The following is a 25,144-nucleotide window of genomic DNA, read 5'->3' on the forward strand; positions in this document are numbered from 1 at the left end:
GTCGTCCCCGCCCAGCGGGATGCGCCAGACCTCGACGACGTCCGGGGCCCCTGGGGCCGCCGCGCCGCCGGGGGTCAGGGTCTTCCCACCTTTCCGGAGTGCAGCCCCTGGAAGAGGTTCAGCTTCTGCACGGTGCCCGAGCCCTCCATGAACTCCACGCCCCTGGCGTCCCGCGCCAGCTTGTCGAGCAGCGGGTGTTCCAGGCGCGCGGCGGGCCCGAAGAAGGTCAGCGCCTCCAGCGTGACGTGCTCGGCCAGCTCGGCGGCGCGCGCCTTGGCCGCGGAGGCGAGGTGCCCCGCGGCCGGCTTGGCGTCCACGGCCATGGCGGCGCGGTAGGTCAGCACGCGTGCGGCGTCGATGCGCTGGCCGAGGGCGTCGAAGCGCTCCCGCTCGACGCCGCGCAGCGTGCCCCGCTCCTCGCCGACGTACTCGTGGGCGGCGCGGGCGATGCCGAGCGCGATGGCGGCGACGCTGGGGCGCAGCCGGTTGAAGACCTGCACGATGCTCCACATGCCGCGCCGCGTGGGCGAGAGATGGGCGCCGAGCACCCGGTCCGCGGGCACCCGCACGGCGTCGAGGGTGAGCGCGGAGAACCGCGCGCCGCGCAGGCCGAGCATGGGCAGCGGTTCCGCCCGGAAACCCGGGTCCGCGGTGTCGACGAGGACGGCGGTCACCCCGAGCCGTTCGGTGCCCGCGACCCGGGCGAAGACGGCGGCGATCCCGGCGCGGGTGGCGTTGCCGACGTACCGCTTGGTCCCGTGCAGGAGGTACGAGCCGTCCTCCTGCGGGGTGAGCGTGGCGCCCATCTCGCCGATGGCGGAGCCGCGTTCGGGCTCGGTCAGGGCGAAACAGGTCCAGGTGGGCCGCTCGGCGAGCCGCCCGTAGAACCAGGCGCGCTGCTCCGGCCCGCCGAGCACGTCGAGCAGCACGCCGCTCATGGACGGTCCGGGCGAGGCGAGCATGGTGCCCGCGTCGCCGCGCGCCAGCTCCTCTGCGACGACGACCCGCTCCAGGGTCTCGTGACCGGGCGCCGCGGGCTCGCCGTCGCCGAGCCCCGCGAGGAACCGCACGGCGGGCAGACCGAGCCGGTCGCGGATGGCCTCGGGGTCCCGGTCGACGTCGAGCGCGCCCGCGCGCAGCTCACCTGACCAGGCGGCCACCTGCGCGCGCAGAGCGGTCAGCGGTTCGGGCAGTGCGATCACGGGGTCTCCTCCCGGGCGTCCCCGGCGGTGGCGTAGACGTCGGCCAGCAGCTCCGAGACGTAGGCGTCCCTGCCGGGCCCGTCGCCCGTGAAGCCGTGCGCGCCGAGCAGGCGCAGGATGGTCCGGTCGGTGCGGGTGATCTGCTCCTGGAGCCGCCGGACCGCGTCGCCGCCGGGGCCCTCGCCGAGCGCGCCCTCGATCTCCAGGTGTTCGATGAGGACCTCGGCGAGCGTGCCCTTGACCATCTGCTTCATCAGCAGGGCGGTGCCCTCGGACTCCCGGCCCGCGAGATACGCCACGCAGGCGTCCCGCAGCGCCTCGGAGGCGCCGAGCCGCAGCCAGACGAGGCCGGTCCGCCACGCCTCGGGCAGCGGCGGCTCCTGCGCCCCGCCGGCCGGTGGCGCGAGCACCGCGAGGCCCGTCTCCTCGCCGAGCAGGGGCGCGGGCACGTGCGGCGCGGCCTCGGCCCGCTGTGCCGCGTTCTCCTCCAGGAGGGCCCGCGGCACCACGGCGTGGCCGCCGGGGCCCCTCGGCAGGGCGCCCGGGGACAGCGCCCGGCCGAGCAGGGTCAGCGCGGGGACGAGCCCGTCCTCGCGGGCGCTCTCCCTGCACTCCTGCCACTCAGCGCGTACCGGCATCGGCTCTCCACTCCCCCACGTCGACGGTGCAGTAGGCCGCCTGGCCCCGGCTCTCGTCGAGGTCGGCGAGCACGGCGGGGCCGCTCGCGGGCGTCCCGCTCAGCAGAGCGGCCCACACCCCGGTGCACGGCAGCCCCGGCAGCGGCCGGACCACCTCGCCCGGCGGCGGCGCGGTGCGGTCGGCGGGGCCGAGCCCGAAGCCGCCGAGCGACGCCTCCTGGCCGCCGTCCCAGGCCAGCAGGAGCGCCACCGCGGAGTCCTCGGCGACCGCGTCACGGCCGGACGACGGCATCTCGTACGGCTGCGAGCTCTGGTCGACGACCACGAGCAGGACGCGTCGCAGGCCTCCGCGCCGCGCGTACTCGACGCCCACGCGCAGCGCGGTGAACGGCGCGAGCACGCCCTGGTCGGACACGGCGAACGCCAGCGGCTCACCCGGCAGGTGGTGCTTGAGGTAGGCGGCGACCAGCTCGCCGTGCTCGAAGTCGGGCGTCGCGTAGGCGACCACGACGACCTCGGGCGCCTCGTCGCCGTCGAGCGGGCCGAGGCCGCGCAGCGCGGCGTCCGCCAGCTCCACCGACGTGCGGCGGCCCGACGCGGCGAACAGGTCGCGCCGGAACTCCACGCCGTACGGGTCCGCGGCCTCCTGGAGGAAGTCCTCGTGCACCTCCGCCGGGTCATAGGCCCGGCCGGGGCCCGAGGCGGTGCGCCACGCCGCCCGCACGAGGCGGGGCACGGCCGTGGCGGGGTCCGGCGCGTGGCCCGCGCCCCTGCGCCGCACCGGCGCCGTCGTGCGGAACATGCCTACGCGCCCGCTTCCGCCGACACGAAGGCGGCCAGCGAACCGACCGTCTCGAAGTGGGTCATCTCCAGCTCCTCCGCGTCGAACTGCACGCCGAGGATCTCCTCGATGGTGATGAGCAGTTCGAGCGCGCTGGAGGAGTCCAGGCCCAGCTCGTCGAAGAGGCGCACGCTCTCCGCGGCGTCGGACAGGTCCTTGTTCAGGACCTCGCCGAGGGCGCTGCGCACGGCGTCGAGGTGCTGGGCGCCGGGCGCGGCGACTGCGGTGTTCTCGGTCATGTCGTTCTCCTTGGTGTGCGGTTCGGGTCGGAGGGGTCAGGCGGGGGTGGAGGCCGCGTCGTGCGTGAACAGGCGCTGGCGGCCGAGCATCACCTCGACGTCGTCGCGCTCCCGGATCAGGTGCGCCCGCCCGCCGTCGACCAGCACCTCGGCGGGGTAGCCGTGGCTGAGGAAGTGCACGGGCGACGCGGTGGGCCCGTACGCGCCGGAGCGCAGGACGCCGACCAGCTCGCCGGGGCGCAGGTCGGGCAGCGGGGCCTTCTTGCCGACGACGTCGTTCGGCGTGCAGAGCGGACCCGTCACGTTCCACGGCCCGTCGGCGGGCTCGTCGAGCCGTTCCAGGGCGACGATGGGGAAGTTGCGCTTCACGTAGGAGCCGATGCCGACGGCGGCCATGTGGTGGTTGGTCCCGCCGTCGGTGACGGCGAACTTCTCGCCCATGGACGTCTTCGTGTAGCGCACGCGCGTCACGTAGGTGCCGGAGGCCGCCGTCAGGAAGCGCCCCAGCTCCATGATCATGCGGGTCTCGGGGTGCCGGGCGGCGAACTCCTGGATGAGCGGGTTGACCAGCCGGGCCAGCTCGGCGACGTCGAGGTCCTTCTCGTTGTCGAAGTAGGCGATGCCGAGGCCGCCGCCGATGTCGACCATCTCCAGGCCGAACTCCAGCGTGGAGCCGACCCGTTCGGCCAGCTCCAGGATGCGCCGGGTGTTCTCCGCGACGGTCTCCTCGCCGAGGATGCGGGTGCCCAGGTACACCTGTACGCCCATGAGGCGCACGCCGGGGAAGCGCGCCGCGAGGCCGTGCTCCTTCAGGAGCTGCTCCTCGTCCATGCCGAACTGGCGCGGCTTGCCGCCCATCGTCAGGCCCGAGCCCTTGACGGAGAAGCTGGGGTTGACGCGCAGCGCGACCGGCGCGGTGACGCCGCGCTCCCGCGCGACCTCGTCGATCAGCTCCAGCTCGCCGAGTGACTCGCAGACGATGGCGTAGATGCCCTCGTCGACGCAGGCCTCGATCTCCGAGCGGCTCTTGCCGGGCCCGAGGAAGATGATGTCCCGCGGCGCGACGCCCGCGCGCCGGGCGGTGACCAGCTCGGTGAGCGAGGACACCTCGGCGCGCGCCCCGCAGGTGTGCAGGAGCGAGCAGATGGAGACGTTCGGGTTGGCCTTGAGGGAGTAGAAGACCTCCAGGCGGTCGTGCAGCTCCGCGCGCAGGTTCGCGAACCGGCCGCGGATCTCCTCCCCGTCGTACAGGTACATCGGGGTTCCGAACTCCGCGGCGAGGTCGGTGATCCCGATCCCCTGCACCTCGAATGCGACGCTCACACCGAGCTCCGTTCTGTCAGGGCCGCCAGGCGGCGAGTGATGTCGGCGTCGAGCGCGTCGACGCGTTCGGCCGAGCTCTCCACGAGCACGCCGTACAGGCGTCCCTCGAAGCCCTGGGCCGGGGCGCCGCCCGCGGGCGCGGACGCCTGGTCCGCCGCCGCGTTGACGGTCGCGTAGTTGTTCACGAACAGGCCGGTGGGCCGCCCGTCGGTCAGGAGCAGCCCGTCGAGGACGGCCCGCATCTCGTCGAAGGGGAACCGCCGGTCGAGCCGCACGGTGTAGTGCCGGGCGACGGCCACGTCCGCCGGGCCGACCAGGGCGGTGGGCCCGTCGTGCACCACGGACTGGTACGTGGACATGTTGTTGCGGGCGTTGATCTCGATGACGGGGTACAGGCTCTCGTCGGGCGCCACCATGGCGTCCACGCCGACGACGCCGAAGTAGCCGTCGGCGGCGAGGCGTCCGCCGATCCTCGCGGCGGCCTCGGTCAGCTCCTGGACCTGCGCGTCGGAGAGCCGGGCGGGAATCCGGTGCCCCTTGTGCACGCCGTTCTCCGTCAGGAGCTCCTTGACGAAGTCGAAGTGGACGGAGCCGTCGCGCCCCACGGTGAACTGGTAGTTGAGGTCGCACCGCTTGGCGACCCACTCCTCGATGACGAGCGAGGTCCGCACGCCCGTGCCGTCGCCCGCGCCCTCTCCCTCGCCGTCGGCCTGCTTCTTCGCCTGGGTGACGGCCATCCGGTGCAGCCGCGCGAGCCGCTTCTCGCTGTCGAGCACGACGATGCCCTTGCCGGACACCCCGAAGGCGTCCTTGACCACGACCTTGCGCCCCGCCGCCAGCAGCTCGCCGGCCGCCTCCACGGCCGCCGCCAGCTCCTCCAGGGTGTCGCAGGCCCAGCCGCGCGCCTGCCGCAGCCCCAGCTCGTCGGCGGCACGGCGGCTGTAGATCTTGGAGTTGACCCGCTTGCACAGAGCCGCCGAGGGCCCCGCGACGGCGAGCCCGGTGGCCGCCGAGAGCCGCTCCTCGACCTCCGAGACGCCGTGCGCGGAGAGCCGCGCGCCCTCGGTGGCGAGCCCGGCCAGGTTCGCGATCAGCGCAGGATCGGCGAGGGCGTCCTCGGTGACGGTGCGGCGCGGATCGGCGTCCGCGACGACGTGCACGGTCGGCAGGGCCATGCCGAGGCCCTCCAGATAGCGGCGGTACCCCTCGTCGGGCGCGGCCTTGAGGACCACGTGGTCGTCCTTGCCGCCGAGCAGCAGCGCGAACTCGTCCATGCTGTTCACCACGGCGCTGCCGGCGTGCGAGGCGACGCGGGGCAGGGCGGGCTCGCCCTGCGCCCACTGGTTCTCGACCTCGAAGTTGCCGAGGAACACCAGCGGGGTGCCGGCGTCGCCGGTGACGGCACGCTTGAGTCGGCCGGTGAAGCCGGGTCCGGTGGGCGGTGTGGTCATGGTGGGGACCTCGTCAGTCGTCTCGGTACGCGGAGCTCGGGGTGCGGGGGTACGGGGGACCGGGGATACGGGGGCCGGGGGCGCGGGGGGCCGGGGGCCGGGGGCACGGGGCGCTGGACCGCCCGGGGCTCAGTGCTCGAAGACCATGGCCGAGAAGGTCGCCCCGAGCCCCACACTGGTCATCAGATAGCGGTCACCGGGACGCAGCCGCCCCAGCTCCTGGGCGTGCTGGAGGTTGAGGAACGGATCGGCGCAGAAGCAGTGCCCCGCCGCGCCCACGAGGTCGAGGAAGACCTTCTCCATGGGGATGCCGAGCTGCTTGCAGACGCCCATCCAGGAGAGCCGGTTCACGTTGTGCGGCAGCACGAGCGCCAGCTCGTCGAGGCCGCACCCCGCCTCGTCGAGGGCCGTGACGATGACCTCGCAGAGCCCGGGAAGGTACTGCGCCTGGAAGTCCTTGGCCGCGTCGCCGCCCAGGATGAAGTCGGAGTGGAACCGCGCGTGCGTACGGGCCGCGTACCCCAGCATCCGGTTGGGCCCCGCGTCCTCGCCGCTCACCAGCATGGCGACCGCGCCCTCGCCCATCACCGTCACGTCCGGGATGGACTGCGTGCGGTACGTGCAGGCCTTCTCGCCCGCGAGGACGAGGGCCAGCGCGTCCGGGTCGTCGTCGGCGGCGAGCAGCATCCCCGCCATGTCGACGGCGAGCAGCCCCGAGGCGCAGGCGTGGTGGGAGACGACGAAGCCCGCCGCGTGTCCGAGGCCCAGCTCCTCGCGCAGCGGCCCGACCGACGTCAGCGGGTACGGCAGCGGGGAGGGCATGGTGCGCGCCTGGAGCACGTACTTCACCCGCTGCTCCTGGCCGCGCAGCTCCGTCAGCTTGGCGGCTGCCCTGAGCAGCAGGTCGGTCTCGGTGCCGCCCTCGTCCCTGCACACGTCCGCGAGACCGTAGAACCGCTGGTACCGCCGGAGCTGCACGTCGCTCAGCCCGACCTGCTCCTGGAGCGAGGCGAGCGGCACGGTGTCGGGGAGGTAGCTGGAGACTGCCGCGATCGACGTCATCAGAGCCTTCCGGTCGTCCTGGCAGAGCCGATGGGTCGTGGTTCGGTGGGCACGGACGTGCCGCGCGGGGCCGGTGGGGCGCTGGGCACGGACGTGCCTCGCGACGCCCGGCGTGACCAGGGCACGGACGTGCCTCGCACGGCCTGACGACAAGATTCGTCGGGTGCGCTGACAACCAAGTGACGGTCTGCTGACCACACGGCCCCGCGGGGCCGTCGCCGCTTGTCCCACCGGGCCGGGGCCGCCCAGGATCGACGCCATGCGAACTTTCAACGACCTCGACGAACTGGCGAAGGCCACCGGTGAGACCTTCGGCCCGAGCCGCTGGTTCGACGTGACGCAGGACAACGTGAACCAGTACGCGCACTCCGTGGGCGACCTGCTGTGGATCCACACCGATCCCGAACGCGCCGCCAGGGAAAGCGAATTCGGCACCACCATCGCGCACGGCTATATGACGCTCGGCATGCTGCCGGAAATCATGCGCCCGTTCTTCGAGGTGAAGGGGATATCCCTCGCCATTCTGGTGGGCCTGGACAAGGTCCGCTTCAACCGCCCGATCAAGGTCGGCTCCCGCATCCGCGGCTCGGGGAAGCTGACCAACGTACGCATCCTGCCCAACGGCTGCATCTACGCGATGCGCGTGACCGTGGAGGTGGAGGGCGAGCCGGGCTCGGTGTGCACGGCGGACACCCTGTCGCGCCTCACGGCCTGACCCACGGGCCGGCCGGGGCGCGGGCCCGTGGGCCCGGAAGGGGCCCGGGTGCGCGGGGCGGGCCCGGGGGTGTAGGGCGGGCCCGGGGGTGTAGGGCGGGGCCCGGGGGTGCAGGGCGAGCCCGGGTGGCGCCCCGCGGCGGGCGCCGGAGGGGGAGTTTTGTCGGGGCCAAGAGGGGAGTTATTACCACCGACTTCCGGCCGCGCCCCCTTTCATAATGGTCGAGCGGAACCGCAGCAGCTCATCGCTCCACACCCCGCATGAGAAGCAGGCAGAAAGGCGTTGGCCAGATGGACAGCACGCGACAGTTCGCGGACACCAGGCCGCAGACCACCACCGGGAACGGCCCCGACCAGAGCCTTCCCCTCTCCCCAGGACCCGTCGGATTCCGTCGCTCGCTGGTGCTGTGGGGCCTGTCGTGCCGCGCGTTCTGGCTGTCCCTCTGGCTCTTCTTCGTCTATCTGACGCTGAGCGGGCCGCTGGGCGTCAAGCTGATGCCGAACGCGGTCTCCCGCGTCCGCCGCCTCGCCGACCGGCAGCGGGCGCTGGCCAAGGAGTACTCGGGCATCGAGATCCCCGCCCCGTACAAGGACGTTCCGGACCAGGACCGCGGCAAGGCCCTGCGCGCCCAGCTCCTCGCCAAGGACAACCAGGTCTACCGCGACTGGCGGTGGGCCACGATCGACCCGATAGCGGGCGGCGCCATCTCCTTCGGCCCGCTCCTCCTGGTCCTCAGCGGCCTCTGGGGCCTGACGACCGCCGTCTTCGGCGCGCAGCTCTCCCAGGACTGGGACAGCATCTGGTACCTGTTCATCCCGGTCGACGGCTGGGGCACCGCGATCCTGGCGGGCGTGCTCGGCCTCGTCCAGTTCCCGCTGGCGTTCTTCTGGGCGGGCCCGCGCGCGGTCAACCAGCACTCGCGCTATCTGCGGGCGATGCTGTCCCCCGGTGAGGGCGAACTCCTCGCCCCGCGCATCGAGCACCTGACCACCACGCGGTCGGACGCCGTCGACACACAGATGGCCGAGATCCGCCGCATCGAGCGCGACCTGCACGACGGCGCCCAGGCCCGCCTGGTCGCGATGGGCATGACGCTGGACGCCGCCGAACACCTCCTGGAGTCCAACCCCGAGGCCGTCCGCGCCCTCCTGGTCGAGGCCCGCCAGTCCTCGAACAAGGCCCTTGAGGAGCTGCGCGACCTGGTCCGCGGCATCCACCCGCCGGTGCTCGCCGACCGCGGACTCGGCGATGCCGTACGCTCCTTGGCGATGATCAGCCCGTTGAAGACCGACGTCCAGGTGGACCTGCCGGCCCGCCCGGAGCCCCCGGTGGAGTCGGCGGCCTACTTCGCCGTCTCGGAGATCCTCACGAACGCCGCCAAGCACTCCGGCGCCGAGCGCTGCTGGGTCGACGTCCGGCACGACGCGGGGATGCTGCGCATCACCATCACGGACAACGGCCGCGGCGGCGCCGACATCAACGCCGGCACGGGGCTGCGGGGCATCGAGCGCCGCCTCGCCACCTTCGACGGCGTCCTCGCCGTGAGCAGCCCGCTCAACGGCCCGACCATGGTGACGATGGAGCTGCCGTGCGTGTTGTCCTCGCCGAAGACCACTTCCTGCTGAGGGACGGCCTGACCCGCCTCCTCCAGGCCTTCGGCCACGAAGTCGTGGCGGCCGTGGACAACGGCCCCGAGCTGCTCCGCAGCCTCACCGAGCAGGAGCCGGACGTCGCGATCGTCGACGTCCGGCTCCCGCCGGGTTTCAGCGACGAGGGCCTGCGGGCGGCGGTGGAGGCGCGGACACGCGTCCCGAACCTCCCGATCCTGCTCCTGTCCCAGTACGTGGAGCCCCTGTACGCGCACGAGCTGCTGTCGACGGGCTCGGAGGGCGTCGGTTACGTCCTCAAGGAACGGGTGTCCAACGGCGCCGAGTTCATATCGACCATCCAGCGCGTCGCGAACGGCGGCACCGCGATGGACCCCGAGGTCATCTCGAAGCTGCTGACCGGCAAGAAGCGCGACGAGCCGATGAGCACGCTGACCGACCGCGAACGCGAGGTCCTGGAGTGCCTGGCCCAGGGCCGCAGCAACGCGGGCATCGCGGAGGCCTTGTTCATCTCGGAGAAGGCGGTGGCGAAGCACATCAGCAACATCTTCCCGAAGCTGGGACTGCCGCAGTCCGACACGGACAATCGACGGGTGCTCGCGGTGTTGGCCTATTTGGATGCGGACGGGGTGTAGGGGGCTTCGCTCAGCGTGGCGGCTTCGCTGGGCGGCGGGCTCCGCAGGGCGGGGCGGTTTTGCTGGGCGGGGGCGGCTTGTTGGGCGGGGCGGCTTGTTGGGCGGGGCGGCTTCGCTGGGCGGGGGCGGCTTGTTGGGCGGGGCGGTGGCTTCACCCGGTGGGGTGGCGACGCCCGGCGAGGGCAGTGACGCCGGCGGGCACGCCAGCTCGGCGGGGGTGGTGACGCCCGGCGAGGGGGGAGCGGGCGGTGTCGCCCGGCGGGCAGCACCGCAGCGCTCGGCGGGGCGGCTTTGAAGGCCCCGCTTCACCACGTGGGCCGCGCCCCCACCCCTCCGTCGACCACCAGATCCGTCCCGCTGATCCAGGCCGCGGCCTCCGAGGCGAGGAACACGCAGGCGTTGCCGACGTCCTCCGGGCGGCCGAGCCGTCCCAGAGGTGCCGCCGCCCGCCACCGGGCCACCCCGTCCGGCCAGTCCTCGGCGAGGCCGGGCCGGTCGACGAGGCCGGGGGATACGGTGTTCACCCGTACCCCCCGCGGCCCGTACTCCAGGGCCGCCGAGCGGGCGAACATGATCAGCGCGGCCTTGGACGCGCTGTAGTGCGCATGGCCCGGCGCGGGACTCGTCCCCTCGATGGACGCGACGTGCGTGACGGACCCGCCGCCGTCCTGCCCGGCCATGACCTCCGCGGCGGCCTGCGTACAGCAGAACGCGCCCGTCAGATTCGCGTCGACCACACCCCTCCACTCCTGCGCCGTCATACCCGGCAGCTCCCGTACGGGCTGGATCCCGGCACTGTTCACCACGGAGTCCAGGCGTCCACGCCATGCACGCGCCTCTTCGACGAGGCGCCGGCACTCCGCCTCCCGCGTCAGATCCGCCGCTACGGCGATGGCCTCACCGCCACCCTGTTCGATCCGCTCGACCACGTCCCGGGCCCGTGCCGCGCCGCCCCGGTAGTGCACGACGACCGCCGCCCCGGCGGCCGCGAACCGCGCCGCGACCCCGGCGCCGATGCCACCGCTGCCCCCGGTGACGAGAGCGACGCGCCCGCTCAGTCCGGGCAGGGTCCCGTCACGCATCCGGACCACCGCCCAGGGGGCGGTCGGCGGGTGACGCGGGCCCCTCGAACGCCCCGTCCACGTCCTCGGGCATCGGCCCGGCCCCGTCGGCCCGGCACAGCTCCCGGATGAGCGCCGCCCGGCCCGGGTACCGCGCGCACAGCTCTTCCGCGTCCCCACCCTCGTAATCCCGGGGCACGAAACCGGGTGCCATGGTGGTCCCGAAGAGCGCCCACCCGTGCCGCCCGCCTCCGACGACCCGCGCCCCCATCCACGTCCCGGCGGGCACCACGTACTGCACCTCCCCGCCCTCCCCCAGCAGGACGAGGCGATCGGAACCGTCGGGGGCGAGGAGCAGCAGCTCCAGCGGGTCCCCGCGGTAGAAGTGCCAGACCTCGTCGACCGGCAGCCGGTGCAGGGCGGAGAAGTCCCCCGCGGCGGTGCTCAGCAGCACGATGATCGCGGACCCCGCGGGCCGCCCGTCCTCGCCCTCGGCCCCCGCCCAGGTCCGCCGGAACAACCCACCCTCGACCGGCAGAGGCCGCAGCCCATACCGCGCGGCCACTTCATCGGCAGTCTCACCCATCACACCCATGCGAGATCGCTCCCCGCTCCGACAACTCCCCAACCGCGCACGCAGGGCGTCAGAAAGAAGAGAGCCGAACCCGCACCCCGGCCGGCGTCCAGCGGATGATCGGCGAGGACCGGGCCCACCGCCTCGACGACCGCGTCCTGCACCGCGCGCTGCCCGCCAAAAGTTTTTGGGAGTCCGCGGCCTGGCGGCACCTCGCGGCACGTGTCAGGCGAGGTCATCGACGTACCGTCACACTGGGCCGCCCTCGCGGGCGCGCCCCAGGGCTACCACCCCCGCCCACCCGGGCCAACGACCGCGCCGCCCCGCTCCTCCACGGCAGGCAGCGCCATTCCCTGCACACCCTGCGCGCGGTCGTGGGCCCTGGCCACACTTGGTCCACGCGCACGAACCACACCCGCCGGCGCTCACGGAGCAGGGCGCGTATGCCCCCCCAGCGCCGGGCCCACCCCGCGGCTCACGAGGAGGGCGGCGGCCACCCCCGAAGCCGCGTGACGGCGACACGTTCTCCGCCGTACGCCCCGCTCGCCCCGCCCACGTCGCCCCCACCGGCCGAACCGCCGGAACCCCCTCGGTCTCCCGACCTCAGCAACTCCAGTATCTCCCGCTCCGACCAGCACCCAGCGGCCCCGGGACAGCCCGCGAGATAGGAAGCGACCATCTCGTATTCCCACGCCCCGGCGGCGAGCAGCCCCGCGCCCAGATGCCGAAGGTACGAGGCGGCGGGCGAGACCCCCGGAACCTCGCGCACGCCCCAGGGAGCCGTGAAGGTCACCACAGGCACGGAGTCGATCTCCCCGACGCACACCAGAGTCTCGTACCGCCCGTCTCCCAGCACGGCACGCCCCTGGGCCAGCACGTCCCGCAGCACGTCCCGCAGCACGGCCTCGCCCCCCGGCCCGCCCGGCTCCCGGTACATCTCCTGAGCCACGATGTCCCCGAACTGCTCACCGGTCACAAGATGCGCCCTGCCCAGCACACGCCCCGGCGCCCCAGGGTCGTAGAAGGCCCGCCCTCCGCCCCAGACGGCCGAAGTGGTCGCGAAGTACATGACCCCACGAAGCTCCACGGGAACGGACGCGACAGGCATGGTCCGATCCCGGCACCCGGGATACGCCCGCCCCCCACCAACGGGACACCCCCCACGGATATAGGCAGCCAGCCTCCCCACATGCATATTCGACCCATAAGCCGCATACCAAACGGATCCCGGCCTCATGTCACCACCCATCGCCATCGCCCACCATCGGCGGAGCACCCGCAGACACCCGTTGGGGACTTGGACACACAAGAACACCCCAGGCCATAAAACCGACCTGGGGTGTTCGATGGAGCCGCCTTCGGGATTCGAACCCGAGACCTACGCATTACGAGTGCGTTGCTCTGGCCATCTGAGCTAAGGCGGCGCGCCGTCCGCACCATGATGCGATCGGCAACGCGCCCAAGTCTACACAGTTTCCGGGGGTGCTCCGCACACCCCCTCGCGGGCGGCCCTCAGCGGCTATGAGCAGCGCTTTCCCTCGGCCGGGGGTGTGCCCTTCAGGAGGTAGGTGTTGATCGTGGAGTCGACGCACCGGCTGCCGCGGCCGTACGCCGTGTGGCCGTCGCCCTCGTAGGTGAGGAGGCGGCCCGAGGAGAGCTGTGAGGCCAGGGCCTTCGCCCAGCGGTAGGGGGTCGCCGGGTCGCGGACGGTGCCGACGACCACGATCGGCGCCGCGCCCTTCGCCTCGATGCGGTGCGGCTTGCCCGTGGCCTTGACCGGCCAGTGCGCGCAGTTCAGCGAGGACCAGGCCAGGCCCTCGCCGAAGACGGGGGAAGCCTTCTCGAAGTCGGGCACGGCCTTCCTCACCTGCTCCTGCGTGGTGAAGGCGGGCGGCAGGTCCAGACAGTTCACGGCGGCGTTGGCCGACATCAGGTTCGCGTACTCGCCGCTGCTGTCCCGCTCGTAATAGCTGTCGGACAGGGCCAGCAGGCCCGAACCGTCCTTGTTCCTGATCGCCGAGGTCAGCGCGTCCCTGAGCTGTGGCCAGGCCCCCTCGTCGTACATCGCCGCGATCACACCGGTCGTGGCCAGCGCCTCGGAGAGCCTGCGGCCCGAGGCGTCTCCGGTGCGCAGGGGCTCGCGGTCCACCGCCTCGAAGAACGACTTCAGGCGCTTCCCCGCGTCACGGGTGCCGCCCGTGCCGATCGGGCACTCCGCGCCGCGCCCCACGCAGTCCTTCGCGAACGACTGGAACGCCGTCTCGAAGCCCGCCGTCTGGTCGCGGTTCATGCGGCGCGCCGACAGCGACGGGTCCATCGCACCGTCCAGGACCAGCCGGCCCACCCGCTTGGGGTAGAGGCCCGCATACGTGGCGCCGAGGAACGTGCCGTACGACGCGCCCACGTACGACAGCTTCGCGTCGCCGAGCGCCGCCCGCAGCACGTCCATGTCCCGCGCCGCCTCCACCGTGGAGACATGCGGAAGGATCTTCTTCGAGTTCTTCTCGCAGCCGTCCGCGAACCGCTGGTACGAGGCCCGGAGCGCCACCGTCTCGCGCCGGTCGTCGGGGGTGACGTCCGTCTGCGTGTACGCGTCCATCTCCTTGCCGTCGAGGCAGGTGACGGGCTCGCTGCGGGCCACGCCGCGCGGATCCACGGCGACCATGTCATAGCGGGCGCGGACCTTTTCGGGGTAGCCCAGCGCCGCGTACGACTGGAGGTAGCCGACCGCCGAGCCGCCGGGGCCACCCGGGTTGACCAGGAGCGATCCCAGTTTCCCGCTCTTCTTCGTGGCCTGTTTGCGGGCCACCGCGAGCTTGATGTCGCCCTTCGCGGGCTTGGCGTAGTCGAGCGGCGCCTTCATCGAGGCGCATTCGAAACCCTCCACGCCGCACGCGCGCCAGCTCAGTCTCTGGTTGTAGTACGGGGCCAGCTCCGTGGGCGTCGACTCGGGAAGCGCGGCGACCAGGGACGCGTCCGCCGTCGAACCGCTCGACGAGCAGCCGGAGGCGAGCAGTCCCGCGGTCACGAGCAGGGTGCCGCACGTACGGAAGGTGAGGCGATGGCCGAGGGTGCGGCGACTGCGGTGACGGCTGGTGTCCATCAGGTGACATTAACTCTCCGCAAGGCGCGCATCACTCAACGTGCTCATACGTTACTCGTATGGGTGAGTCGTTCATCCACCCCCTCGTGTCGTCCGGATTTCACCCACCAGTGATTCCAGTGGTTCTCGCGGTTCCTGCGGTTCGTGGTTCCCGTGGATACACCGGTGCCCGCGAATCCACCGGTTCCGGTGGATCCATGGCCGCTTCAGCCCGCTCGCAGCGCCACCGTCATCGCTTCGACCGCCAGGAGCGGTGCCACGTTGCGGTCCAGGGCGGTGCGGCAGGCGCCGATCGCCTCTATCCGGCGCAGGGTGGACTCGGGCGAGGCGCCCAGGGCCATGCGCTCCAGCATGTCCTGCACCTCGGCGTTGGCGATGGCCACGCGGGAGCCGAGCTGCAGGGCGAGGACGTCGCGGTAGAGCGCGGTCAGGTCGATGAGCGCGAGGTCGAGGCTGTCGCGCTGCGTACGGGTCCTGCGGCGCTTCTGCTTGTCCTCCAGCTCCTTCATCACGCCCGCGGTGCCGCGCGGCATCCGGCCGCCCTGCGCCGCCCCGAGGGCCGCCTTCAGCTCCTCGGTCTCCTTGACGTCGACTTCCTCGGCCATCTGCTTGGCGTCCTCGGCGGCCGTGTCGATCAGCTCCTGAGCGGCCTTCAGGCAACCGCCGATCTCCTGCACCCGCAGCGGCAGCTTGAGCACGGCGGCCCTGCGCTCCCGCGCCCGCGGGTCGGTGGCGAGGCGCCGGGCACGGCCGATGTGGCCCTGCGTCGCGCGCGCGGCGACGGCCGCGACGTCCGGCTCGATGCCGTCCCTGCGTACGAGCACGTCGGCGACGGCGTCCACCGACGGCGTACGCAGTGTCAGGTGCCGGCAGCGGGAGCGGATGGTCGGCAGCACGTCCTCCAGGGAGGGCGCGCAGAGCAGCCACACCGTGCGGGGAGCGGGCTCCTCCACGGCCTTCAGCAGGACGTTCCCCGCGCCTTCGGTGAGGCGGTCCGCGTCCTCGAGGACGATGACCTGCCAGCGTCCCACCGCCGGCGACAGCTGGGCCCGCCGCACGAGCTCGCGGGTCTCCTTCACGCCGATGGAGAGCAGGTCGGTGCGGACCACCTCCACGTCGGCGTGCGTGCCGATCAGACTGGTGTGGCAGCCGTCGCAGAACCCGCAGCCGGGGGCGCCGCCCAGCGCGCGGTCCGGGCTCGTGCACTGCAGGGCCGCGGCGAAGGCCCGCGCGGCGGTGGACCGCCCGGAGCCGGGCGGCCCCGTGAACAGCCAGGCGTGCGTCATCTTCGACGAGTCCGGCAGCGGGGTGTCCGCGGCGACCGCCGTCACCTGCGCGTCGGCGTCCCGGGCGGCAGCCGCCAGCTGCTCGCCCACCCGCTCCTGCCCCACCAGGTCGTCCCACACGCTCATGGGGTCACCGCCTTACGCCGCTCACTGCTCTGTGCTGTTGCCGGACTGCCCATTGTGGGACACGGCACTGACAACGCGGGCCGCCGGACGCCGACGTGGGCCTTCCCGCAGTCAGGGCCACTCCGGGCAACGCCGGGCCCACGCCGGCCAGCCAAGCCGAAGCCGGGCCCCACGCCGGCCAGAGCCGAGCCGAAGCCGGGTGGCCCACGCCGACCAGAGCCGAAACCGAAGCCGGGCCCCACGCCGGCCAGAGCCGAGCCGGAGCCCGGTCAAAGCCGACCCGAGGCCACAGCCCGCCCGAGGCCCTGGGGCCAGACCCATCAGCCCCGTCGGCCGCCCCGGCGCCGCCGACCGCGCTTGTCGTCCTCGTCGGCCTCGTCGGCCTGGCCGCCGAGCAGTTCGTCCGCCAGCGTCGGCAGGTCGTCCAGCGGGGTCTCCTCGGCCCAGTCGGGCCTCCGCCGGGGCACGCCCTGCTCGTCGATCTGCGGAAGCTCCGCCGTGCGCTCGTTGGGACCGTCGGGCGAGGGCCGCTCGTCGCGGAAGTATCCCGGCGGAACCTGGTCCTCCCGGACGGCAGGCAGCACCGCCGTCTCGTCCGCCGCACCCGGAACCTGCGGCTGCGGCAGCACCTCGGTGTCCTCCGGGCCCGGCCCGTCGGGCCGCACCCGCGGCAGCACGGCCGTCTCGTCGGCGGGACCGACGGGACCGGCAGGCCCGGTGGGACCACTCTGACCCGTGGGGCCGCCGGACGGCTTCACCACGGGCGTGGGCACGGTCGTCTCATTGTCCGGGACGGACTGAGCACCGGACTGAGCACCGGACTGGCCACCGGACCGAGCACCGGCCGCACCGCCCCCGGAAGCCCGGCCGGCCGCGCCCTTCGAAGCAGCCGAAGCCGCCCCCGAAGCGGAGCCCGCAGCGGAGCCCGAAGCCTTGGTGAAGTCCGCCCGCTTCGGCGTCGCCGCCGCGGCCTCGGCCGCCCGAGCGGCAGCCGCGGCCCTGGCGGTCTCCGCCTCCGCGGCGGCCGCGGCCGCCGAAGCCGCCGCCATCCGCCGCGCCTCCTCGGCCCGGAGCAGTGCCTCCTCCGCCTTGCGCTGCTTCTCCAGGCGGCGCTCCTCCGCCTCGGCCCGCCGCCGCGCCTCTTCCTCGGCCTCCCGGCGGCGTCGTTCCTCCTCGGCCGCGCGGAGCTTCTCCTCCGCGAGCAGCCTGGCCTTCTCCTCCTCGGCCTTGCGGCGCGCCTCCTCGGCACGCTTCCTGGCCTCCTCGGCCTGCCGCTCGGCCTCGCGGCGCTGCGCCTCCTCCAGCTCGCGGCGCTTGCGCTCCTCCTCCTCGGCGCGGAGCTTGGCGAGCTGCGCCTGGCGCTCGCGCTCGAGCCGCTCCTCCTCGGCCTTGCGCGCGGCCTCTTCCTCGGCCTTGCGCCTGGCCTCCTCCTCGGCGGCCTTGCGGGCCTCCTCCTGGGCCTTGATCTCGGCCTCGGAGAGCGGCAGCACCATGTCGAGCCGGTGCCGGATCACGGTGGTGACCGCCTCCGGCTCCTGGGAGGCGTCGACGACGAGGTAGCGCCCCGGGTCGGCCGCGGCGAGGGTGAGGAAACCGGACCGCACGCGCGCGTGGAACTCGGCGGGCTCCGACTCGAGCCGGTCGGGCGCCTCCGTGAACCGCTCCCGCGCCGCCTCGGGCGACACGTCGAGCAGGCAGGTCAGATGCGGTACCAGGCCACCGGTCGCCCAGCGGTTGATACGGGCGACCTCGGTGGGCGAGAGGTCGCGTCCGGCGCCCTGGTAGGCGACGGAGGAGTCGATGTACCGGTCGGAGATCACCACGGCGCCGCGCTCCAGCGCGGGCCGCACGACGGTGTCGACGTGCTCCGCGCGGTCGGCGGCGTACAGCAGTGCCTCCGCGCGGTGCGAGAGGCCGGCCGAAGAGACGTCGAGCAGGATCGAGCGCAGCCGCTTGCCGACGGGCGTGGCGCCCGGCTCGCGCGTGACGACGACCTCGTGGCCCTTGGCGCGGATCCACTCGGCGAGCGCCTCGGCCTGGGTCGACTTGCCCGCGCCGTCGCCGCCCTCCAGGGCGATGAAGAAGCCGGTGGCGCAGGTGGCCTGCGCCGGGTCGTCGCCGCCGCGCAGGGCGTCGCGCAGGTCGTGCCGCAGCGGCACGCCCTGCCGGTCGTCGGTCTTGGCGAGCAGCAGCGCGGCCACCGGCAGGAGCAGCGCGCCGACCAGCATCAGCGTGAAGGCGGCGCCGCCGTGGTCGAAGACGAACTTGCCGTTGACCACGCGGTGCGGCCCGATCAGGGCGGCGACCACCGGGGCGAGGAGCGCGCCGAGCGCGACACAGAGGCGTACGACTGCCTGGAGGTGCTCCGCGATGCGGATCCTGCGGTAGTCCTCGACCTCCTGTTCGAGCAGCGCGTGCCCGGTGTTCGCGGCGACGCCCGCGGCGGCCCCGGCGAGGGCCAGGAGCAGCAGCACGGTGGTGACGTCGGGCACGAGGCCCGCCACGAGCAGCGCGACGCCGGTCAGCGCGAGGGCCAGCGCCAGCAGCCGGCGGCGGGAGAGCGAGGGCAGCAGGGACGGGGCGCCGGCGATGCCCGCGACGGTGCCGCCGGTCAGGGCGAGCACGAACAGGCCGTACGCGACGGGGCCTCCGCCGAGGTCCTTGGCGTGCAGCAGGGCCACGGCGACGGCCGCGGCGATGGCGGTGGCGACCGCCGCGCAGGCGACGACGAGCAGCGGGATGGTCCCCGTGCGCCCCTTGTCGGGGCCGGTGCCGGTGCGCGGCCTGCGCAGCCCTTCGAGCGGGCTACGCGCGCGTGGCGTCTGCCTGCCGGGCAGGACGAGGAGGTAGACGATGGAGAGCGACGCGGCGAAGAGTCCGGCCGCGACGAACGAGGCGAGCCCCGCCTGGTGCAGCTCGAACCATTCGAGACCGGCGCCGAGCACGTTGCCGACGAGCGTGATGGCCACGAGCACGACGGCCGCGATGGGCAGCGCCACGAATCCCGTACGCAGGGAGAGGCGCCGCAGCGCGTCCATGTGGTCCGGCAGCGGCCGCACCGTCGCGCCCTCCAGGGGCGGCGCGGGCAGCAGCGCGGGCGCGGCGCACTCCCTGGCGACCGTCCAGAACCGCTCGGCCACGCCGATCACGAAGGACGTCACCAGGATCACCGCGAGCGCGTTGTCCGGGGTCCAGTCGATCCACAGCGGCGCGACGACGAGCAGCGCGGCGCGTACGCCGTCGGCCCCGACCATCGTCCAGCGCCGGTCGAGCGGCCCGTCCGGCGACGTGAGGGAGGTCAGGGGGCCGAGCAGCACGGCCCCGAAGAGCAGCGTCGCGAGGACACGGGCCCCGAAGACGGCGGTGATGGCGAGGGCGACACCGCGGTATCCACCGCCGAAGGCGGCTTCGGAGATCGCCGACTGGAGCGCGAGGATCACCAGGACGAGCAGGGCGAGGGCGTCGCCGACACTGCCCACCAACTGTGCGCTCCACAGGCGCTTCAGCTGCGGTACGCGCAGCAAGGCGCGGACGGCACGCTCTCGGGAATCTGCGACCAGGGCGTCGTCGGGGGCCGGGATTCCGGCCGTTGGCTGCTCGGCACGCGTCATCCGTCCAGCCTATCCGGACGCCCGATGTCCATGCGTCCCCACCCGAACAAACGACCGCCCGGTGATCGGGGGCAACGCCGAAGCCGCCGGGCGCCCGGAAACGGGGCGCCCGGCGGTGGGGCGTCAGCTCTCGGAAGCGGCGCTCTTCGCGGAAGCGGCCGTCTTCTTGGCGGTGGTTTTCTTGGCGGCGGTCTTCTTGGCCGTGGCCGTCGTCTTCTTTGCCGCCGTCTTCTTGGCGGTCGTCTTCTTCGCGGCGGTCTTCTTGGCGGTCGCCTTCTTGGCGGGAGCCTTCTTCGCCGTCTTCTTGGCGGGGCCCTTGGCCCGCTTCTCCGCGAGCAGCTCGTAGCCCCGCTCCGGGGTGATCTCCTCCACGGAGTCCGCCGCGCGCAGGGTCGCGTTGGTCTCGCCGTCGGTCACGTACGCCCCGAAACGTCCGTCCTTGACGACGACCGGCTTCCCGCTGACCGGGTCCTCGCCGAGCTCCTTGAGCGGCGGCTTCGCCGCGGCCCGCCCGCGCTGCTTCGGCTTGGAGTAGATCTCCAGGGCCTCTTCCAGCGTGATCGTGAAGAGCTGCTCCTCGGAGTCGATGGACCGGGAGTCCGTGCCCTTCTTGAGGTACGGGCCGTACCGGCCGTTCTGCGCGGTGATCTCGACGCCCTCGGCGTCGGCGCCGACCACGCGCGGCAGCGACATCAGCTTGAGCGCGTCCTCCAGGGTGACCGTGTCGAGCGACATGCTCTTGAAGAGCGAGGCCGTGCGCGGCTTGACCGCGTTCTTGCCCGTCTTCGGGGTGCCCTCGGGGAGCACCTCGGTGACGTACGGGCCGTACCGCCCGTCCTTGGCGATGATCTGGTGGCCGCTCTGCGGGTCCGTGCCCAGCTCGAAGTCGCCGCTCGGCTTGGCGAGCAGTTCCTCCGCGTACTCCACGGTCAGCTCGTCGGGCGCCAGGTCCTCCGGCACGTCGGCGCGCTGGTGGTTCTCGGAGTCCCGCTCACCGCGCTCGATGTAGGGGCCGTAGCGGCCCACGCGGAGCACGATGCCGTCGCCGACGGGGAAGGAGGACACCTCGCGGGCGTCGATCGCCCCGAGGTCGGTGACGAGCTCCTTGAGGCCGCCGAGGTGGTCGCCGTCGCCGTTGCCCGCCTCGGCCGCGGAGCCGGAGCCCTCGCCCTCACCGAAGTAGAAGCGCCGCAGCCACGGCACCGCCTGCGCCTCGCCGCGCGCGATGCGGTCGAGGTCGTCCTCCATCTTGGCGGTGAAGTCGTAGTCGACGAGCCGCCCGAAGTGCTTCTCCAGGAGGTTGACGACGGCGAACGACAAGAACGAGGGGACGAGCGCCGTCCCCTTCTTGAAGACGTATCCGCGGTCGAGGATCGTGCCGAGGATCGACGCGTACGTCGACGGGCGGCCGATCTCGCGCTCTTCGAGCTCCTTGACCAGCGAGGCCTCGGTGTAGCGGGCCGGCGGCTTGGTCGCGTGGCCGTCGACGGAGATCTCGTCGGCGGAGAGCGCGTCGCCCTCGGCGACCTGCGGGAGCCTGCGCTCGCGGTCGTCCAGCTCGGCGTTCGGGTCGTCGGCGCCCTCGACGTAGGCCTTGAGGAAGCCGTGGAAGGTGATCGTCTTGCCGGACGCGCTGAATTCGGCGTCGCGGCCGTCGGAGGCACGGCCTCCGATCTTGACCGTGACGGAGTTGCCCGTCGCGTCCTTCATCTGGGAGGCGACGGTCCGCTTCCAGATCAGCTCGTAGAGCCGGAACTGGTCACCGGTCAGACCGGTCTCGGCAGGGGTGCGGAAACGATCGCCCGACGGGCGGATCGCCTCGTGCGCCTCCTGCGCGTTCTTGACCTTGCCCGCGTACGTGCGCGGCTTGTCCGGCAGGTAGTCGCTGCCGTAGAGCTGCGTGACCTGGGCACGGGCGGCGGTGACCGCCGTGTCCGACAGGGTCGTGGAGTCCGTACGCATGTACGTGATGAAGCCGTTCTCGTACAGCTTCTGGGCCACCTGCATGGTGGCCTTCGCGCCGAAGCCGAGCTTGCGCGAGGCCTCCTGCTGCATGGTCGTCGTACGGAACGGGGCGTACGGCGAGCGGCGGTAGGGCTTGGACTCGACCGACCGCACCGAGAAGGCGGTGTTCTCCAGGGCGGCGGCCAGCGCGCGGGCGTTGGCCTCGTCCAGGTGCAGGGTGCCCGCGCTGTTGGCCTTGAGCTGCCCGACGGAGGTGAAGTCGCGGCCCTGGGCGATGCGCTTGCCGTCGACCGTGGTGAGGCGGGCGACGAGCTGCGAGGGGTCGGAGGCGTCACCGGCGCGGCCGGTGCCGAAGGTGCCGGTCAGGTCCCAGTACTCGGCGGAGCGGAAGGCGATGCGCTCGCGCTCCCGCTCGACGACGAGGCGGGTGGCCACGGACTGGACACGGCCCGCCGACAGGCGCGGCATGACCTTCTTCCACAGGACCGGCGAGACCTCGTAGCCGTAGAGACGGTCGAGGATGCGGCGGGTCTCCTGGGCGTCGACCATGCGCTTGTTCAGCTCGCGCGGGTTGGCGACGGCGCTGCGGATCGCGTCCTTGGTGATCTCGTGGAAGACCATCCGGTGGACGGGGACCTTGGGCTTCAGGACCTCCAAGAGGTGCCACGCGATGGCTTCGCCCTCGCGGTCCTCATCGGTGGCGAGGAAGAGTTCGTCGGAGTCCTTCAGCAGGTCCTTGAGCTTCTTGACCTGTGCCTTCTTGTCGGCGTTGACGACATAGATGGGCTGGAAGTCGTGCTCGACGTCCACGCCGAGGCGGCGCACCTCGCCGGTGTACTTCTCGGGCACCTCCGCGGCGCCGTTGGGGAGGTCACGGATGTGCCCGACGCTCGCCTCGACTACGTAGCCGGGGCCGAGGTAGCTCTTGATCGTCTTCGCCTTGGCAGGCGACTCGACGATGACGAGTCGGCGGCCGCCCTGTGCGGTCTCGCTGGTCGGGGACAACTTCGCTCTTCTCTCCGGTCGACGCTCGGTGGCAGTGCGCGGTGGCACCACGTGGTCGCAGTGCTCGTGACAGTGCGGTGGCAGTGCTCGCATGGCTTGCGTTGCGCTGACGCTGCGGAGTGTGACGGTACATCCCGCCCCCGTGTCAAACGGGAAAAGCCCGCAACGGCCACTCGAACGGTAACCCGACTACCGCCATTCCTGCCGCCCGGAGGGTGGACCCGCCGTTTCGGCGCCCGGCCCGGGCAGCGGCCCCACGTCATCGGCGCGATCACCGGAGCGCGTCGCTCCGCCCCACCGGAAGAGGGCGGCCACGCGCTGAGTTCACAGCCGCGTGAAGCACCACGCCGCGAGGAGGAGCGCGGCCGAACCCGCGAGTGCGGCGAGCGTCGCCGATGCGACGGGACTCACACCCTGGGCGACGGGCGCGCGGTGCGCGACCCGCACCCCGGTCCACAGCAGCAGCCCGGCGCCGAACAGCGCGAACACCGTTCCGGCGAAGATCGCTGGTGCGCTCTCCATTGCCCTTGCCTCCCCGTACAGCTCTTCCTTCGCGGTCCCCGCTCGGAGGCTGACACGCGAGGGAATCGGGAGCGCGAAATCGGGGTGAACGGTCGGCGGCCCCTCGCCCCGCCCGACCGCTGCGCCGTGCCCGGCGGGCGTCCGGCGGCCGCCGTGCCCGGGTGGCTCCCGGGAGGCGGCCCGAAGGCTTCGCCCGGGGAACCCGAATTGCCGGATGTGTACGGCAGGTTGGCCGGTTCCGCCCGCTCCGGCCGGATCACCGCGCCTGCCCGCCCGGCGCTCCCGCCCGCACGGAGGCGGCCCCACGCCGGAGGTCCGGCGTCCCTACGCCGGAACCGAAGCCGCCCCCACTCCGGCGACGAGGGGGAGAGCGCGCTCCTACGCCTCGACCGGCAGCAGGAAGCCCTGCTCCACGAGGAGCCGGATCTGCGCGGGCGTCCGGTCGCGCAGCAACACCGGGTCCTCGCCGACCAGTTGCGCGATGGCGTCAAGGATGCGGCCCGCGCTCAGCGACCCGTCGCACACCCCGGCGAAACCGGCGCCCACCGTGTCCACCTTGGTGGCCCGCCGCATGCCGCGGTGCTGGCGCAGCACGACGTGCTCGGGGTCCTCGGCGCCCGGCAGCCCGACCTGCTCCTGGACGACCTCGTCGGCGAGCTTGAAGTGCCCGGCGAGCAGCGCCGCGTCGTCGTGCGCGCGCAGATAGTCCTGGCGCTCGAAGAACTCCCGCACCGTCTCGCCCAGCGGCTGCTCGACGGGGTGCGGCCACTCCTCGATCGTCACGACGGGCTCGGCGGCGCCGGTCTTGCGCAGCGTGATCCAGCCGAAGCCGACGGCCCGTGTCCCGCGTGCCTCGAACTCGTCGAGCCATGCCTCGTACCGCTCCGCGTACCGCGCGGGGTCCTCGCGGTGGTCCCCCGCGTCCCGCAGCCACAGCTCGGCATACTGCGTGATGTCCTGCACCTCGCGCTGCACGATCCAGGCGTCGCAGTCGCGCGGCACCCAGGAGCGCAGGCGGTCCTGCCACTCCTCGCCGTCCACGTGCTGCCAGTTGGCCAGGAAGTGCGCGTACCCCCCTTCGTTCAACCGCTCCCCCGCCTCCTGAACGAGCGAGCGGCACAGATCGTCCCCGCCCATCCCGCCGTCGCGGTAGGTGAGCCGCGCGCCGGGCGAGATCACGAAGGGCGGGTTGGACACGATCAGGTCGTACGTCTCGTCCGCGACGGGCTCGAAGAGGGAACCCTGCCGCAGGTCCGCCGCGGGGGCGCCGGACAGCGCCAGCGTGAGCCGCGTGAACTCCAGCGCCCGCGGATTGAGGTCGGTGGCCGTCACGCGCGTGGCGTGCTGCGCGGCGTGCAGCGCCTGGATGCCGGAGCCGGCGCCGAGGTCGAGGGCGCTGTCGACCGGCGTGCGCACGGTGAGCCCGGCGAGCGTCGTGGACGCCCCGCCGACCCCGAGGACGACGCCTTCGTCATGGCTGCCGATGCCGCCCGCGCCGCCGACCGCGCAGCCCAGGTCGGACACGATGAACCAGTCCTCGCCGCTCGGTCCGCCGTAGGGCCGCACGTCGACGGTGGCCCGCAGCTCACCGTCCCGCCCGGTCAGCCAGCCGCTCTCCAGGAGGGCGTCGACGGGCAGGACGCCGACCACGCGCGCGTGCGGGACGGATTCCTGGAGCAGGAAGAGGCGTACGAGCGCGGCGAGCGCGCCGTCGCCGCGCGTGGCGCGCAGCGCGGGCACGGTCTCGCTGCGGGCCAGCGCGGCGTACGCGGAGGCCCCGAGCAGTTCGAGCAGCCCATCGGCGGTGAAGGCCGCGTCGAGCAGGGCCTTGCGCAGGGAGGCGGCCACATCGGCGCGGTCGGACGAAGGCAGGGGGAGGCTGGCGTTACTCACCCCTCCATTGTGGCCCGCCGTCCCGCCAACGCCCCCAGCGCCGCACAGGCGCCGAGGGCGTGAGAAACGTACGGCCGAAAAGGGCCGGGGCGGGGGCGGGCGGGGGTGCGCTTGGGCCCGGGGCGGACGGGGGTGCGCCTGGGGCGGGCCCGGCGGGGTGCGCCTGGGCCGAGGCCGCGCCTGGGGCGGGCGCGGGTGCGCCTGACCCGGGGCCCGGCGGGGTGCGCCCGAGCCGAGGCCGCGCCTGGGCCCACAGCGTGCGGGCGCCGCCGTCTCCACCGGGGC

19 protein-coding genes and 1 tRNA gene are annotated in these 25,144 nt (G+C 73.1%); 3 read left to right on the forward strand and 17 right to left on the reverse strand.

The annotated features are described in order from the left end of the window. Window positions 1-74 precede the first annotated feature (74 nt). From DCW30_RS09575 to DCW30_RS09605, 7 genes are all read right to left on the reverse strand, one after another. Window positions 75-1,202, reverse strand: a complete 1,128-nt coding sequence (locus DCW30_RS09575; protein WP_076685147.1) for an acyl-CoA dehydrogenase family protein — start codon at window positions 1,200-1,202, stop codon at window positions 75-77. Further along, complete coding sequence (locus tag DCW30_RS09580; protein ID WP_076685148.1) at window positions 1,199-1,840, reverse strand: hypothetical protein; 642 nt, start codon at window positions 1,838-1,840, stop codon at window positions 1,199-1,201. The genes DCW30_RS09575 and DCW30_RS09580 overlap by 4 nt, the downstream gene beginning before the upstream one ends. Continuing rightward, on the reverse strand, window positions 1,824-2,642 hold the full coding sequence (locus tag DCW30_RS09585; protein ID WP_076685149.1) for a hypothetical protein: 819 nt from the start codon (window positions 2,640-2,642) through the stop codon (window positions 1,824-1,826). The genes DCW30_RS09580 and DCW30_RS09585 overlap by 17 nt, the downstream gene beginning before the upstream one ends. 2 nt (window positions 2,643-2,644) lie before the next feature. Then, window positions 2,645-2,920, reverse strand: a complete 276-nt coding sequence (locus tag DCW30_RS09590) for an acyl carrier protein (protein ID WP_062783014.1) — start codon at window positions 2,918-2,920, stop codon at window positions 2,645-2,647. Window positions 2,921-2,956: 36 nt separating this feature from the next. Next, the gene (locus tag DCW30_RS09595) at window positions 2,957-4,243 is read right to left on the reverse strand and encodes a type III PLP-dependent enzyme (protein ID WP_076685150.1); all 1,287 of its coding nucleotides are present in this window, start codon (window positions 4,241-4,243) and stop codon (window positions 2,957-2,959) included. Further along, the gene (locus DCW30_RS09600) at window positions 4,240-5,694 is read right to left on the reverse strand and encodes a preATP grasp domain-containing protein (RefSeq protein ID WP_076685151.1); all 1,455 of its coding nucleotides are present in this window, start codon (window positions 5,692-5,694) and stop codon (window positions 4,240-4,242) included. The genes DCW30_RS09595 and DCW30_RS09600 overlap by 4 nt, the downstream gene beginning before the upstream one ends. A 129-nt stretch (window positions 5,695-5,823) precedes the next feature. Then, window positions 5,824-6,756 (reverse strand): 3-oxoacyl-[acyl-carrier-protein] synthase III C-terminal domain-containing protein, encoded by a 933-nt coding sequence (locus DCW30_RS09605; RefSeq protein ID WP_076685152.1) that lies wholly within the window; start codon window positions 6,754-6,756, stop codon window positions 5,824-5,826. 259 nt (window positions 6,757-7,015) lie between these two features. On the opposite strand from DCW30_RS09605, the gene DCW30_RS09610 reads away from it, so the two are divergent. The 3 genes from DCW30_RS09610 (at window position 7,016) to DCW30_RS09620 (ending at window position 9,713) form a co-directional block, all read left to right on the forward strand. Continuing rightward, window positions 7,016-7,471, forward strand: a complete 456-nt coding sequence (locus DCW30_RS09610) for a MaoC family dehydratase (protein WP_076685153.1) — start codon at window positions 7,016-7,018, stop codon at window positions 7,469-7,471. Between the two features lie 290 nt (window positions 7,472-7,761). Beyond that, window positions 7,762-9,096, forward strand: coding sequence for a sensor histidine kinase (locus tag DCW30_RS09615; RefSeq protein WP_079250043.1), 1,335 nt, complete (start codon window positions 7,762-7,764; stop codon window positions 9,094-9,096). Beyond that, the gene (locus tag DCW30_RS09620) at window positions 9,060-9,713 is read left to right on the forward strand and encodes a LuxR C-terminal-related transcriptional regulator (protein ID WP_062774822.1); all 654 of its coding nucleotides are present in this window, start codon (window positions 9,060-9,062) and stop codon (window positions 9,711-9,713) included. Before DCW30_RS09615 ends, DCW30_RS09620 begins: the two co-directional genes overlap by 37 nt. Before the next feature lie 305 nt (window positions 9,714-10,018). Here DCW30_RS09620 and DCW30_RS09625 read toward each other — a convergent pair whose 3' ends face one another. The 10 genes from DCW30_RS09625 to DCW30_RS09670 form a co-directional block, all read right to left on the reverse strand. Beyond that, complete coding sequence (locus DCW30_RS09625) at window positions 10,019-10,795, reverse strand: SDR family NAD(P)-dependent oxidoreductase (RefSeq protein ID WP_076685154.1); 777 nt, start codon at window positions 10,793-10,795, stop codon at window positions 10,019-10,021. Further along, window positions 10,788-11,369 (reverse strand): cupin domain-containing protein, encoded by a 582-nt coding sequence (locus tag DCW30_RS09630; protein WP_079250044.1) that lies wholly within the window; start codon window positions 11,367-11,369, stop codon window positions 10,788-10,790. Before DCW30_RS09630 ends, DCW30_RS09625 begins: the two co-directional genes overlap by 8 nt. Window positions 11,370-11,823: 454 nt before the next feature. Next, window positions 11,824-12,417 (reverse strand): hypothetical protein, encoded by a 594-nt coding sequence (locus tag DCW30_RS09635; RefSeq protein ID WP_076685155.1) that lies wholly within the window; start codon window positions 12,415-12,417, stop codon window positions 11,824-11,826. Window positions 12,418-12,695: 278 nt separating this feature from the next. Beyond that, window positions 12,696-12,772, reverse strand: a tRNA-Thr gene (locus DCW30_RS09640). Window positions 12,773-12,867: 95 nt separating this feature from the next. Next, entirely contained in the window at window positions 12,868-14,451 is a 1,584-nt protein-coding gene (locus DCW30_RS09645; protein ID WP_076685156.1) for an alpha/beta hydrolase, read from the reverse strand. A gap of 206 nt (window positions 14,452-14,657) precedes the next feature. Further along, a complete protein-coding gene (locus DCW30_RS09650) occupies window positions 14,658-15,863 on the reverse strand; it encodes a DNA polymerase III subunit delta' (RefSeq protein WP_076685157.1) in 1,206 nt (401 codons plus the stop codon). Between the two features lie 320 nt (window positions 15,864-16,183). Further along, a complete protein-coding gene (gene tmk / locus DCW30_RS09655) occupies window positions 16,184-19,474 on the reverse strand; it encodes a dTMP kinase (RefSeq protein ID WP_076685158.1) in 3,291 nt (1,096 codons plus the stop codon). A 123-nt stretch (window positions 19,475-19,597) separates the two neighbouring features. After that, window positions 19,598-22,444: a type I DNA topoisomerase gene (gene topA / locus DCW30_RS09660; RefSeq protein WP_076685159.1), complete on the reverse strand. Its 2,847-nt coding sequence runs from the start codon at window positions 22,442-22,444 to the stop codon at window positions 19,598-19,600. A gap of 324 nt (window positions 22,445-22,768) precedes the next feature. After that, window positions 22,769-22,966: a hypothetical protein gene (locus DCW30_RS09665; RefSeq protein ID WP_062774810.1), complete on the reverse strand. Its 198-nt coding sequence runs from the start codon at window positions 22,964-22,966 to the stop codon at window positions 22,769-22,771. A 378-nt stretch (window positions 22,967-23,344) separates the two neighbouring features. Then, window positions 23,345-24,859, reverse strand: coding sequence for a DUF7059 domain-containing protein (locus tag DCW30_RS09670; protein ID WP_076685160.1), 1,515 nt, complete (start codon window positions 24,857-24,859; stop codon window positions 23,345-23,347). Window positions 24,860-25,144 lie beyond the last annotated feature (285 nt).

The sequence above is a fragment of the Streptomyces alfalfae genome (assembly GCF_004127445.1).
In the GTDB taxonomy this organism is placed as follows: domain Bacteria; phylum Actinomycetota; class Actinomycetes; order Streptomycetales; family Streptomycetaceae; genus Streptomyces; species Streptomyces alfalfae.